Origin of the sequence: Leptospira harrisiae, assembly GCF_002811945.1 — a bacterium.
GTDB lineage: Bacteria > Spirochaetota > Leptospiria > Leptospirales > Leptospiraceae > Leptospira_A > Leptospira_A harrisiae.
Map to the genome: position 1 here is coordinate 413651 of NZ_NPDX01000001.1, position 14085 is coordinate 427735.

12 protein-coding genes are annotated in these 14085 nt (G+C 36.1%); 5 read left to right on the top strand and 7 right to left on the bottom strand.

Going from position 1 to position 14085, the window contains the following annotated elements; genetic code table 11:
- The first annotated feature begins 8 nt into the window (after positions 1-8).
- From CH364_RS01970 to CH364_RS01985, 4 genes are read left to right on the top strand one after another with little or no spacing between them, the layout of a single operon-like run.
- A complete protein-coding gene (locus tag CH364_RS01970) occupies positions 9-623 on the top strand; it encodes a hypothetical protein (protein WP_100741948.1) in 615 nt (204 codons plus the stop codon).
- Positions 610-1146, top strand: a complete 537-nt coding sequence (locus CH364_RS01975; RefSeq protein WP_423790146.1) for a hypothetical protein — start codon at positions 610-612, stop codon at positions 1144-1146. Before CH364_RS01970 ends, CH364_RS01975 begins: the two co-directional genes overlap by 14 nt.
- Positions 1143-2060, top strand: coding sequence for a CE1 family esterase (locus CH364_RS01980; RefSeq protein WP_100741949.1), 918 nt, complete (start codon positions 1143-1145; stop codon positions 2058-2060). Before CH364_RS01975 ends, CH364_RS01980 begins: the two co-directional genes overlap by 4 nt.
- A complete protein-coding gene (locus CH364_RS01985; protein WP_100743345.1) occupies positions 2057-2770 on the top strand; it encodes an SDR family oxidoreductase in 714 nt (237 codons plus the stop codon). Before CH364_RS01980 ends, CH364_RS01985 begins: the two co-directional genes overlap by 4 nt.
- Here the strand turns inward: CH364_RS01985 and CH364_RS01990 are convergent, their stop codons facing one another.
- The 5 genes from CH364_RS01990 to CH364_RS02010 are packed head-to-tail and all read right to left on the bottom strand — an operon-like array spanning position 2771 to position 7773.
- Positions 2771-3283, bottom strand: a complete 513-nt coding sequence (locus CH364_RS01990; protein WP_100741950.1) for a Crp/Fnr family transcriptional regulator — start codon at positions 3281-3283, stop codon at positions 2771-2773.
- Positions 3273-3707 (bottom strand): Crp/Fnr family transcriptional regulator, encoded by a 435-nt coding sequence (locus CH364_RS01995; protein WP_004787483.1) that lies wholly within the window; start codon positions 3705-3707, stop codon positions 3273-3275. Before CH364_RS01995 ends, CH364_RS01990 begins: the two co-directional genes overlap by 11 nt.
- Complete coding sequence (locus tag CH364_RS02000; protein ID WP_100741951.1) at positions 3707-5644, bottom strand: ankyrin repeat domain-containing protein; 1938 nt, start codon at positions 5642-5644, stop codon at positions 3707-3709. Before CH364_RS02000 ends, CH364_RS01995 begins: the two co-directional genes overlap by 1 nt.
- On the bottom strand, positions 5641-7203 hold the full coding sequence (locus tag CH364_RS02005; protein ID WP_100741952.1) for a peptidoglycan DD-metalloendopeptidase family protein: 1563 nt from the start codon (positions 7201-7203) through the stop codon (positions 5641-5643). The genes CH364_RS02000 and CH364_RS02005 overlap by 4 nt, the downstream gene beginning before the upstream one ends.
- A gap of 51 nt (positions 7204-7254) precedes the next feature.
- Positions 7255-7773, bottom strand: coding sequence for a helix-turn-helix transcriptional regulator (locus CH364_RS02010; protein ID WP_100741953.1), 519 nt, complete (start codon positions 7771-7773; stop codon positions 7255-7257).
- A gap of 129 nt (positions 7774-7902) precedes the next feature.
- Here CH364_RS02010 and CH364_RS02015 point away from each other — a divergent pair, with 129 nt between their 5' ends.
- Positions 7903-8235 carry a hypothetical protein gene (locus CH364_RS02015; protein ID WP_243401202.1) on the top strand — a complete coding sequence of 111 codons (333 nt, stop codon included), beginning with the start codon at positions 7903-7905 and terminating at the stop codon, positions 8233-8235.
- Between the two features lies 1 nt (position 8236).
- Here the strand turns inward: CH364_RS02015 and CH364_RS02020 are convergent, their stop codons facing one another.
- The gene (locus CH364_RS02020) at positions 8237-10324 is read right to left on the bottom strand and encodes an adenylate/guanylate cyclase domain-containing protein (RefSeq protein WP_100741955.1); all 2088 of its coding nucleotides are present in this window, start codon (positions 10322-10324) and stop codon (positions 8237-8239) included.
- On the bottom strand, positions 10321-14058 hold the full coding sequence (locus CH364_RS02025) for an adenylate/guanylate cyclase domain-containing protein (RefSeq protein WP_100741956.1): 3738 nt from the start codon (positions 14056-14058) through the stop codon (positions 10321-10323). Before CH364_RS02025 ends, CH364_RS02020 begins: the two co-directional genes overlap by 4 nt.
- Between the last annotated feature and the right edge of the window lie 27 nt (positions 14059-14085).

Sequence of the window (14085 nt, forward strand, 5' to 3'; positions counted from 1 at the left end):
AATTAGGTTTGCGAAAAATAAATTTTATATTGTTCATAGGTTTTATTCTTTTTTTCTTTGAGTTTTGTTCCGTTTTTTATTCTTCAGAAAGACCAAAGATAGATTTTTCGAATCATATCAAAGATAAGTCACTGAGTTATGAATTGATTGGTTGGGATGATGAAGTGGATCGTCGTAGAATTTCTCATATTCTTTCTGCCTTACAATCATCTGGAAAATTTACTTCCGTTCAGTACCAAAATCAAACAAAAGCGGATGCACACCTTCAGATTATTTTGGAATCGAGTCCAAGATTTAAGTTTTTTCTGGGAGAATCAACGGAACCTGTTTCCTACTTACCGGAGAGAGATCCAATAAGGTTTGGTGCCTATTTAGTCAATCGGTTCCTTGCAATCAGTACGGTTTTCATCATCCCGGATATAGATCGAGATGATGACTATTTGGTGTTTCGTCTGAGTAGGAAGGGAAAGTTTGAAAAAGAGTATCGATATCCGATGGAATCTTATCGAGTGTTTGGTTGGGTATCACTCCTTCTAATGTGGGGAGATGATCGTAATGAATGGAAACCGATTCTCGCAGAAAAAGTTTCCAAATTTTTAGGAGATGCACATGATGAACTGTAAATCTAAATTTTCTAAATTACTTTCGCTCATTTCTGCTCTTTTTGTATTAAACTGTGCGGCTTTTCCTGATGTAGTGACATCCAAAGAACGAAAACTTTATGAAGTTCGTAAAGAAAAAGTAAAAATAGTTTTCACTGGATTTTATCGTTATGAACAAGAACAAAAGCAAATTCAGGAAACATTACTTAGTGCAGGCATAATACAAGATCCAAATTCTAATTTAGGGTTAGAAGTAATATTACAAAAAAAAGATCCAGTGTATCAATATTTATGGTTGCATCGTTTGAATTTAGTTTTAACTTTTTTATCGGGTGGTGTTGTTCCTTCGCATATTAGAACGGAACATACACTTACATTCCGTTACACAAATCTTGGAGTCTTAGAAAACGAATCTACTTATAATATTGGTATGGCTCAATGGAGGGGGATTCCCGTTGTTCTTTTAGTGATTACTCATTGGCCAAATCGAATTTATAAAGAACAACTAATTGAAACAACAAAATTGGAGATTAAAGAAATATGAAAAACATTAGTTTGGTTCTATTGTTGAGTTTGTTTTTCTTTTCCTGTTTTGGATTAAGCCGGAGATTGACTTCTAATGAAAAACTAGATTCTTTTGAGATCCAAAACAAAAAGAGAACCTATATCGTTCATTATCCAAAAAATTGGAATGGATCGCAAATACCGTTGTTAGTTGCTTTGCATGGTCGGTTTGGATCAGGTTCATCTATGATCAAACAAACAAAGTTAGACCTCCTTTCCGATTCCAAAGGTTTTGTTGTTGTTTTTCCTGACGGTTATAAAAGGAGTTGGGCTGACGGACGAGGGAATACTCCCGCAGATGAAGACCAAATTAATGATATAGTGTTTATAGAATCAATCGTAAAACGATTGGTAGCCGAAGGTTCTGTGGATCCCAAACAAGTTTTTTTGGTAGGACATTCCAACGGCGGTTTTATGGCACAAAGATTGGCAGTGGAAAAACCTGAGTTATGGAAGGGAGTAGTGAGTGTTGCGGCACAAATTTCTGTTTATACGCTCAAACGAAAATTGGCTTTAAAAACAAACCCGGTTTCGGTTGGAATTATCGCAGGTACTGAAGATCCACTCGTACCATATAGTGGCGGTTACGTAAGAGACGGTGGAGAAATTTTATCAGTGGAGGATTCTATTTTACGTTGGAAAGAATGGAATCAATGTAATGAATCAGTAAAAAGAAAATCTGAAACGTATAAAGAAGATCTAAACGAAATACAAATTGATTTTTCTAAATATGAAACTTGTGCAGAAAATAAAAAAGTTGGCTTAATTCAATTGAATGGCCTTGGACATAGTTGGCCAGGGGAAACACCGATGATTCCTTTTATTGATCAGGGAAAAACAACGAAAGTGATTGATGGTTCTAAACTTGTTTGGGATTTTATGGAGAGTTTGTGAGTGGTAAAAAAATAGCATTAGTCACCGGTGCCTCACGAGGGATTGGGCTTGCCATCTCGCAAATGTTAGTGGGTATGGGATATACTGTTTATGGAGTTTCCAGAAATCCAGAAAATTGTAATTACCAAAACGAATTTTTTCATTTGGTTCCCTGTGATCTTACTAACGCTAAAGAACTACAATTGTTTATAGATCGTTTCCCGGAAAAAAAGGAAATTAATTTGTTGGTTCATTCTGCTGGTCTTGCTTATTTTGCTCCTGTTGAAGAGCTATCGTCAGATAAAATTCGGGAGATGGTAAACCTTCTCACAACGGCACCTATGTTGTTAACAAGCCAATTCACTCGGTTTTTAAAACAAAATCATGGACGTATTATTTTTATTGGATCTGTGGCAGGGAAGGAAATTTCACCTTGGGGAAATGTTTATGCCTCGCTTAAAGCAGGGATCCACCATTTTGCAAGAGAGTTGTTTGCCGAATTACGAAAGTTTGGTGTAAAAGTTCATTTAGTCATTCCAGATATTACAAAAACGGATTTTTATAATCATCTAAATTTTGAACCCGATGAAGATCCAAATTCCTATTTATTACCAAATCAAATTGCAGAAGTCATTGGGGAACTGATCGATGACCAAAGGAATTGGGTCGTTCCAGAGATTCAAATTTCACCAGAACTATTTAAGATCAAACGTAAAAAACAGAATCAATAATCATTCCCCAATAGGGGCAATATCATCTGAAAAAGGTTCAGGTTGGTTTTCTGTATCACCTCCGCTTCCATCTGCATTTGAGCCGGAAGCAGGAATAACTTTGGCAATCATAGAATCTTCGTCTTGTTTTCGTTTGATGGCGCGGATTTTTCCATCGGTTTCATACAATCGTTCGATTACTTTTTTGAGTAATAAAAATAAAAATTCAGGACTTTCCTGGCTCATCTGAACAAAGGTGGTTCTGTTGATGATGCCTAATTTTGCAGCTTCTGAAACTACAACGATCGAAGCAGCTCTCGGGCTATTATTGATAATAGCCATCTCACCAAAAAACTCACCCGGAAGGATACTTCTTAGTTTTATATGTTTGCCTTCGATTTGTTTATAAATATCTAACTGTCCTTCAAATAAAAAGAACATTGCTCCGTTGGAAGGAACTCCCTCTTTAAAGAGAACTTCTCCACGTTTGATATTGATCATACTTAGTTTTGCAAGAGATTCTTTAAGTCCCATCACTTGACTCCGTTAGATCTTTTAATCTTTGTTCAGCTTCGATCAAACGTTCAACATAAGTTTGTAATAAAGCATAAACAAACATTGGATTAGAATTTGCGATACGAGTTAAGTTTTGTTTATCTAGGATTCCGAGTTGAGCTCTATCAGAATCTATAAAGACTGTCATTGCTCTTGGATGACTGGAGATAAGTGCGATTTCACCAAAAAATTCGCCAGTGGAAAGTTTTCTTACTTCATGAAAATTTCCTTGGTCAGGTGCACCCATTCCAACAGAGAGAGAACCACTTAAGATAAAATACATCTTTTCGTTAGACGGTTCACCTTCTCTTACAATGATTTCTCCTCGTTTGAATGTCTTTGTAGGGACAGTATTGACGAAGTCAAAGATGTTGATTCGATTGTCTTTTTTAGGAATGGACATTAAAGGCCGCGGTAAATCTCAATCAGTTCAGGTATTTTTTTATCCTCCGCATATTCCAGAGGAGACTTTCCCAATTTATCTTCTAGTTTCGAGTCACCGCCATTTAAAACGAAGACTCGAGCTAATTCCAAAATGGAATCACTTTTACCAGGATCAAACTGGATTGCTAGTTCGGAAAGTATAGTTTTCCCTAATTTATCTTGTTGGTTAAGGTTCGCTCTTCTTTCCACTAGGAATAGTACTAGTTTCTTATAGTTTTCTGTTTGAAGATTGTCTTTGGAAGTTAAGAACTTTTGGATCGCCTTATGTAATACGGTAAGTCCGTTATTATCTGTTAGGTTGGGGTCTGCGCCTAAACTTATGAGTTGAGACATTGTTTCGATTCGATTTCGATTGAGGGCGATGTGAAGTGCACTTAACCCGCGTTTGTTTTTTGTGTTTGGGTTTACGCCTTTGCTAATCAACAACTTGATTGTTTCGTCAGAAAATTTTTGATCTTTTTTTTCCAAATCTAATTTACATACTGTTGTGATTAAGTTTTCCTCTTCATCATTTACTGATTGTAGATTGGCTCCTGCCGAAACCAAAAGTTTGAAACCTTCCGCATCTTTTCTTTCAATTGTTGAAAAAATAAGGTTCGATCCATCTTTCAGTTTATGATTGGGATTTGCTTTTTTAGACAAAAGAAACTTTGTGATTGTTAACTGTTTATTTTCTAATGATAACGAAAGAGATGTTTCACCGGTTCTTTGGTTTTGAACATCAACTGGAACATTTTTTTTAAGTAACTCTTCTACAATTTTTAATCCAGATTTTCTGGATGCCAAATGGATCGGCAAATAACCGGACGAATTTGGTGTGAAAACATCGGCATTTTTTTGAATTAGGATATCTGCAACAACCCATTTAGATGCTTCTATTGATTCTTCGAGTGGATTTTTATTTGAAGATAACATCTGATTCGGATTGGCACCTGCATCCAAAACTAGTTTTAACAGATTGGAATCGTTTTTTTGTAAGGCGATTTCAAATAATGTTTTGCCAGAAAGGTTTTTAGAATCTACATTTAAACCTTTTTTTAGAAGTAAATTTGTTACTGTTAGATTTTTCTTTTCCACAGAATAAAAAAGTAAGGATTCACCTTCTGGTGTTTTTGAATTAACATTGGTACCTCGGTTCAAAAGTATTTCTACTCCTTGAGTAAATCCTTTTTCAATCGCAAAAACTATGGGACTAATCGATTTTGTATCTTCCGTGTTAGGATTTCCATTAGAGTCAAGGTCAAGGTTTAATAGTTTTATGTTTTTTTGATCAATCGCAACAAACAATGGTGTTCTTCCTGTTAAGTCAGGAAGATTGATATCTGCTCCATTTTGAAGTAGATATGTAATGGAATCTAGTTTCGCTTTTTCAAAAGCCAAGTAAAGAGGAGATTTTCTTGGATTGTTGCGTAAATTAACATCGGCTTTGCTTTCTATTAATATTTTTTGTACGGCGAGATTTGATTTTAGTATGGCTACATGTAAAGCAGTATTACCATCCGCATCATATGCATTTAAATCAGCCCCTTTTTCTACAATAGTTTTGATTTGGTTTGTCAAACGAGATGTAACAATATAATGTAACAATGTTTTACCAGATAAATCCCTTCTGTTTAAATCGGCTCCATGGTTCAGAAGAATTTCAAATTGTTTTGGTTTGTTTTTTTCTACAGCAAGGACCAGCAGCGATTTTCCTGAATCATCATTGGCATTGATATCACCACCGTTGGTGATGGCAGTTTCCAAATCTTTTGGACTTCCTTTTAGTAAAATCTGCACCATGTTTGGTGCCACAGGAGTGGTGGATGTAGTTTCTTGCGAATTGTCTTGAGCAAAACTATATCCAAAAGAAATCAAAAGAAGGGCTAAACTAACAGTATAAAATTTATGTTTCATTTGGGTAAATAGGCATCTGGATCCAACGCTTGTTGGTCTGGGCCTTTCCTAACTTCAAAATGTAAATGTGGACCGGTTGATTTGCCCGTGTTTCCTACCTGACCAATGATATCGCCAGATCGGACACTGTCACCTTCTTTTACCTGGCGTTCATTCTGGTGTGCGTAATAGGTAAAAATATTGTTTTTATGGCTGAGGATAGTCAACATCCCATAACCACCGCTAGTTGTGATAGTTCTCCATACTTTGCCATCACTGACCGCTTTTATCGGTGTGCCAATGGAAGCTGGTAAATCTATCCCTGAATGGAAGGCACCTACCTTTCCGGTCACTGGATCTACTCGAGTTCCAAAATTGGAAGATACATAACGATCATTGTCTACGGGGATTTGGAAGTATTTGGATATATCATCGTTATCTACAAGAGGTCCACGTTCTTTAGAAACAAAACCTCCAAATACCCAACCTTCCCATTCATCATTCCATGATACATAGATCCATCTGGATCTAACTCCACCTATGGTTTCGATTTCTTTTTTAGAATCAATGATTTTGATTTTTTCATCCCCAGGAATAGATGTCACTACAGAACCATAATCATTTGGTTCATCTCTCATTTTTAGACTTGTGGATCGGACAAATCGTTTTTCACCCGTTGTTAATTCATCAGGATTTTCTTGTGGGTAAGAAATTTCTCCCGGTTGGACATTGTAAGATACAACTTCTGATGCACTTAAATATCCACCAAACACCCATCCGGTTCCATAGGCAGAAGATACTTGGTGCCACTGAGAAGTAATTCCATCGATGGTTTCTTCAGAACTACTGGAAGTTTCAATTTTGACTTTTTGGCCTTTGGGTAATCTTGCGACAACATAAGCATTGACATCTGGTTCTCCTCTCATGTTAAGAGAACTTGCTTCCACCCACATATCCTTTCCTTTTTTTGAATCAGAATCGTTTATGTTAGGTGTTCCTGCAATTCTACCAGAAAGGGAAGATAAATCCAAAGACAATCCATCTGTATTTCTAGATTTAACCGCAGGTTTGGTTGGAGAAAGTAAGTCTTGGGTAATGTAACCTTCTTGTTTGGATTTGGTTCGAACAAGAACCCAATGTGGTTTTTCTGTTTTTGCAGTGACATCCTGTTTTAAAACCATCACTACTTCTAACGTTTCTCCTCTTTTCACTTTTGTGGAAGAACGTAAGGAACGTTGATTCGAAGGTTCTAATTGCAGAAAAAAACTATCTCCTGCAATTGCAGAAAGTGATTTTGATTTTTTGTCTTTTGCACCGGGAGCCGCATTGTGATCCGAAATCCCTTCTGCTTGTTTTAAGTCAATTGGTGATGATGTGATTTTAAGTCCGGGGAATTTGTTTTGAACACGACTGACAAAGTCATTGTACTTTTGTAAGATCTCTTCTTGTTTTTTTTGGTTTGTGGAAACAAGTCCAGATTGCCTTTGTTTGTCTCTTTCCTCAAGCGAGGTTTGAGACAAAATAGGTAAGGAACAAAACAATAGAAAAATAGAGGTAAAAAAGATTTTCTGATTTTTCATAAAACAAACTATAAAAAACCAAAGAAAATGCGAATGGTCAAGGTTTTTTGTTTATTCTTCTTCTGGCAATAGGGGAGTCAAAAAGTAAGAAATAAATTCCAATTTTCCCCTCATTGAGGATTTTTCATAGATGGATGCCGTTTGGTTTTCGATGGTGCGAAGGCTTTTTTTCCGAACGGCAGCGATTTGTTTTTGAGAAAATCCTCGAAGTAGGAGTATGGCGATTTCTGTTTCCGCATCGGATAATTTCCATTCTTCCATTTGAGCTTTGGCTTCTGCCCAAAAACCCATCTCTGGGTTTTTTAAGATGCGATTTGTACGTTTTAAGTCATGGATTTGGGATTTGGCATGTATGTTTTCAACCGCTTCTGCCTTTAGTTCTTTATAAAGAATAAAGACCACGAGAAAGGATGAGATGGCGATGAAAGATTCTACTGTCGCAATGATGATACGAAATCGATCAAAGTATTCGGGTGGGTTTGTTAAGGTGAAAATTTCTTCAGCAATCCACACAATCAGCGATAAAACATAAAATGCTAAAAAAAGAATTCTTACCTTGCGGGTGTCCATATTTCTATCTAAACATTGCAACTAGTCCCTGTATAAGCAAGCGAGTTTCTTAGGTAATAACCACATTTGCGGGTATCCTCCATTGAAGAACAAAGGATCTTGTGAGACCCTTATGGCATGAGCTGTGGTATGTCAAAAGTTTGGATTCTTACTTTGGGAATTGTATTGGGAATTTACGGCTGTTCTCATTCAAAAAACTTTGAAACAAGATCTGAGTGTATGGACCGATGTGTTCGTGAACAATATGTCTGTGCTTTGGCAGTTGCGCCTCAATTGGACAATGCCACTGCCACAACAATTACATGTATAACAATGTATAAAATCTGTTATGATAAATGTCCCGTCCCTTCCACTAGCAGCACTTCTACGACAAGATACAGAAGTTCTACGGGGGGAGGTTCAGGAAACAATGGTGGAGGAAACTCTAGTTCAGGATCTGGTTCTTCGGGTGGAGGAAGTTAAATTAGGAACCAGTTTGTCTGTAGATGATTTTGGCACCAATTTGCAAATTTTTATATAAATCCAAGAAGATTTGGTTGGGGACCATACCCTCTAAATCTCTGGAAAATTCCGGACGAAGTCTTTTTAAAAAATACATTCCTAGTTCGCCTTTGTTTTTGGCTTTTATTTTCCCACGATATTCACATTCAAAAAAACGTTTCACTTTGTCGTATGTGGTTTCAGAAAGATTGATTTCACCCGCATCACCAGAACTTTCCATACGGCTTGCAATGTTTACGGTATCTCCCCAAACATCGTATGCAAATTTTGTTTTCCCTACAACACCTGCAACAACTGGACCAGTATGGATTCCAATTCGAATCTCCCAAAAATCCTGACCTAACATCTGTTTAAAGGATTTAATTTGTGTCATAAAGGATTTGATTTCCATAGCAAAAAGACAGGCATCTACTGGATGAGTGAAATTACCTTGTGGGATTCCTCCTGCAGCCATATAGGAGTCACCAATGGTTTTTAATTTTTCAAAATTATGACGGACTGCAATATCATCAAATTGAGAAAAACATCCATCCAGTTGTTCAATGAGATCCTCTGGAGATAATGATTCCGCTGCTAAGGTAAAATTTTTAAAATCTGTAAATAGAATGCTAACAGATTCATATTCCATTGGAACCACTTCACCTCTTTCGATCAGCTCATCAGCTAAATCTCCAGGTAAAATATTCCTAATGAAATGCAGTGTTTTTTCTCGTTCCTTTTCTAAGTCTCGCCTAAGATTTGCATTGTGAATAGCCCCAGCAACTTGTTCACAGAAGGATATGATTTCAGCAAATTCATCTTTGTTCCAGTCTTGTTCTCTGGTGAGACGTGTAACACAAATGATCCCAATTGTTTGTCCTTGGACCACAAGTGGAATTTGTCCAAACAACTCTAATTTAAAACTATCTACAATCGATGTATCGATGTTCGAAAGTTGTTTCCACTTACTTGATTTTTTTAAGTAAACAGGTTTTTGTTTTTCATACGTTCTGAAAAGAGAACCAATATTTGGTAAAAGAGTTGGTCGAAATGTTCTGAGGAAATTGGTAACAAGAAGTCCTTTGTTAAAAACTTCTGCACCTTCCATTAAAGGTACAAGAGAATTGGTTTTTGGGTCTACCAGTAAAATAAAACCAAGTTCGACTCGATGGTTGATTTTGAGATAGGAAAAAACTTCTCTAACAATGTCATCTATTTGTGAAAAAGAGTTTATCTTCCGGTTAAAACGATGTAAATTTTCTAATTTCAACCTGTTGGTTTCTATGTTTTCTTTTTCTTTCTGAATGGTGGTGTTTCCTTCTTTGAGTTCGTTGAGAAGGTAACCAGTTTCAATTGTACCAGCAATATAATCAGCAATGATTTTGATTTGGTTTAATTGTTGTTCTGTTAACTCAAAAATTCCAGAGTAATCTAATAAATCTAGCGTTCCAATGAATTTATTCCGCAAATACAATGGTACAATAAGAAGAGATTTGAGATTGGCAGATTGTTTGTTAGCAAGCTCTACTCCTTCGGTTTTATAAGATTCAAAATCTTGAATATAAAAACTACGTTTGCGTTTTCGAACATAAGCATGTGCATACATTGTGACATATGAGTCGGAAACAGGGATTTTTCTACCCATGATTTCTTCTTTAACTTTTTCGGTAAGTTCTTCAGGAAAGTTGCTGTGAAAGAATTCAAGTGCTTCCCATTCTTCTTTATAAACATACAATAAATAGTGAGGGACTTTGAATTTTTCTCGAATGTAACGACCTAATATCTTGAGTATATCTTTTAAATCAGAAGCTGAATTGATTTCTCTTAGAAGCCCATCTAAGTCGGAAAGTTGCGTATATGAGGCAACTAGTTTGTCTGAAAACTCTTCAGAGATAGATTTTGTGTTGATGAGTTCTTTTTCTTTTTTTTCTAATTCTTCTTTTAATAATTTAACTTCGGCTTGGTATACAATGATGGTGTTTTCTTTATCTTCCTTTTGTTTGTATAATGAATACATCCCATAAAGAATTCCCACAAAAAGTATAGCGATGAGGAAAGGAAGGTAAATCATTTGATTAGGATCTTTGCTCCTCGTTTTTGCTGGGTGTATAATCTTCCAAATTTTTCGTTTGGAATGGATCCTGTGTCATCAGATAAATCTGGTTTTAAAGATAACAATTCATAAATGGGAACTTGATCACCTTCGTATGTATTGATTTGACGTTGGTTTCCGATATGGAAAAGCCGTTTTACTTTTTCCATTGTTTCTTGAGAGATATTAATTGGAACTCCAACTCCTCCTCTGCGAATTGCTTGGGCTTGTGTGACTGTTTTTCCCCAGACATCATAGTTAAATTTTGATTTCCCAATGACACCTGCCACTACTGGACCTGAATGGATTGCAATGGTGATCCCATTTGGACGGAATGGAATGTCTTTAAAATCCTCTATCATCCTCATTACTTCGTCTTTGATCTGTAATGCGGCAAGACAAGCGTCAACAGCATGTGTAAAATTACCAACGGGAAGTCCTCCAGCTGCCAAATACATATCTCCGGTCATCCTAAGTTTTTCCATCCCTTGTGCTTTGATGATTTCATCAAAACGTGAGAAATATAAATCCAATCCTTCGATGAGTTCTTCAGGAGTTAGTTGTCCGGTGATCTGAGAGAAACCAGGAAAACTAGTCAAAAGTAGGGTTACGTTTTCGAATTCAACAGGATTAACTCTGCCTTTTTTTTGTAACTCTTCTGCGACGTTTTTAGGAAGAATGTTTAATAAAAGCGAATCGGATCTTTGTTTTTCTTCTTCAATTTTTCTTAGTAAAAAGTGATTGTTGATGGCACTTGCTATGTGTTCCGAAACACCTACAATAGAATTTACTTCATCTGTATTTAGCTGAATGTTTTCATCACTGATTCCATACACTGCCATGGCTACTACTTCATCATTATTCACAAGAGGAGAGATTAAAAATCCATTCATCCCTGATCTTTCTGTAATTTGTTTGTCAATAGCAAACGGAAGTGACTTGGGAACATGTTTCATATAAAAATGACGTTTCCGTTTATAACATTTATATATGAATCCACTTTCTTCTCGGAGAGGAAATCGAAGGGATTTAAAATAGTTTATATTCTCATCCACCAATAGATCAAATCCTGAGTGATTTAGGTATCGAAACTCATTATATTCTTTGTCCAAAAAATAGAGGACACAGTGTTCTATTTTGTAATTTTTACGAATGAATCCAAAAATTTCTGCTAATATATTTTCTAAATTGTTTTGTGAGTTTACGTTCTTTGCAAACTCATTCATTTTTTGAATTTCTGCTTTAGCTTGTTCTGATTTTTTACGTTCTTCTTCAGTGATTTGTAATAACAAAGAGTTTTGGATGGCCCCAGCAATTTGATCACAAAATCCTGAAATTCTACGAAGTACTTCCCTTGTGACATCCAAGGGTTTTTGAAAGGAAGTGAAGTATGCCATTCCAATCACTTCGTTTTGCACCACAAGTGGAACTGCAACAAAAGATGTGAGGCTTAGTTGCGAAAAGATTTGTTCATCCAACTCGGATTCGTATCGTTTCGGAGGTTTGGGAACAAACAAGGCTTTTTTTCTAAGATAAGTTTTATAGATGATTCCACCTTTTTCATTTAATGGAACTCTGATCGATTTCGCGAATAACAACTGTTCTTTTGTCGCATAAGTTGGAATTGTTGTGTTGTAAGTATAAAGTTCATTTTTTTTTGTATCAATGAGTTGTAGGAGTGTGGCTTCAATTTCAAACGTTTTTAATATATAATTGAACATCTCCTCGATGATTTGGGAAAGACTGGATTCAGAGTTAATCTTTTTAGTGAATTCGTTTAGTTTTACAACTTCATTTTTTGCGTTTTCCATTAACATTCTGGAGTTTTCAGCAAAGAATTTTTCACGATTCATTTCTTCCACAAGAATAGAGTTTGTAACTGCTGTGGCGATGTTCTCGGCTGTGTTCTCAACTAACTGCAGTTGGGATCTAGAAAAACTTCTACCTTTTTGTTCACTAAAGAGGGCCAACAAGGCGATTACTTTCCCTTGTGAACTCAAGGGAATAATCATACCTGGATGTTTCCCAACCATTTGAACAAACTGTTTGTTTGATTCGGTTAAACGCGTTTCCCATACTTTTGCGAATCGGAATGGACGGTTTCGTTTATAAACGTGATAAAAAATTCCTGCACTGGAGTCCAAGGAAAAACTCATTCCATTTAACTTTGATTCGAGTGATAATCCTGAGTTAGGTGAAAAAACTGATTTGTGATAAATGAGTTTTGAATTTTCTGCATCAACCAAAAGTAAAATCATGGAATCACAAAATACTTCTTCATTTAAGTAATGAAAGGCTTTTGTGAGAATGCTGTCGAGTTCCAAAGATGTGTTTAAGGTTTTTGCGAACTCGTTCAATCTTTCTATATTTGCTTTCGAATTTTCTAATTCTTGAGTCCTTTCAACGACAATATCTTCCAGCCCTTCCTTTAGAATATTGAGTTCTTTGTTGGATACTTCTAGTTTTTCTTTGAGTTTTTCAATAGAAAGATATGCTCTTGTAAATCCATAAGATAGAATATAACCTTGAAATAAAATGAATCCTAAAAACCCAAAGGGTGTTATGTTCATTGTATTGATAATATTATTTTGATAAAGGATGTCATGGACAACGGTTCCAAAAACAAAACTAAATCCGATGAGAGAAAGGCCTGCTCCCACTGTATCCGAACGGTAGGCCATAATGATAGCAATGGTGATTCGAACGCAGACTAAAATCAGAAAAATTTGAAAAAAATGGATTTGGGCGCTGAAAATAGCCACTGGCAAAAACAACGAAATTAGAAATGGAGTGATGAGAATATTTAAGACCCACATCGTCTTTTTTCCGACAGTATTCGGAAATACCAAACGATAGAAATAAGCAAAAACAATGGTGGCGATATAGATGGTTGCAAATTCCAATCGGATAAGGAAATCCATTGGCATATTAGGAAATATGTTTAGAATATTTCTTTCACCAATTGTTAAAAGCCGCATAACAATAAGTAAACTAAATAAAGATATAAAAAGGCTGGCTTTGTCTTGTCTGCGCATAACAAAAAGCCCCAAATGATATAAAGCCCAAAGGAAAATACTTCCAGCTAAAAAAGAAGTGATTTGGTAACTGCGATTGACTTTGTCATATAACATTCGTCTTTCGCCCACTTCCATACTTTCCCAAAATCCACCTTTCGAATAATGAAAATTTGAAATTTCATATACGATTTCGGTTTCACCTGACAGTGGTTCTAAATCCATCAGTACTGATTTATACGAAGGCTCAAAGTAGTTTGGATTGATCCCGAAACTTCCTTGTTCTACAACTAATTTGCCGTTGATGTACAATCGGTAGGCGGAAGAGAGATCTAAGTTGTGAAAGGCAAGCATAGGTGTGTTCTTTGGGAAAAGAACTTTTAATTTATATGTCGCATAACCAAAACCACCTAGTGTTTCACCAAACCAATCCGCACCTTTCCAATTGGAAGGGATTGTTTGGTAGATGTACTTAGGCTCTCGTCCCAGTTCGGTATCAATTTGGATGCCTTTGTTCGTTTGTTTCCAATAAAATTCCCATTCTCCATCAAGAGTGATGTTTCCATCTTTAGAAAAGTCCCATGAGGACAAATCCATCTTTCCTTCCTTTGCAATTGGTTTGTTGCGATTGACTTCCGCACAGCCGGAGAATCCAAAGAACATACAAAATAGGAATAGTAAAATGAGTCTTTTCTTCATAGGTAGGCACTAAGGTTAAGAAGTAGT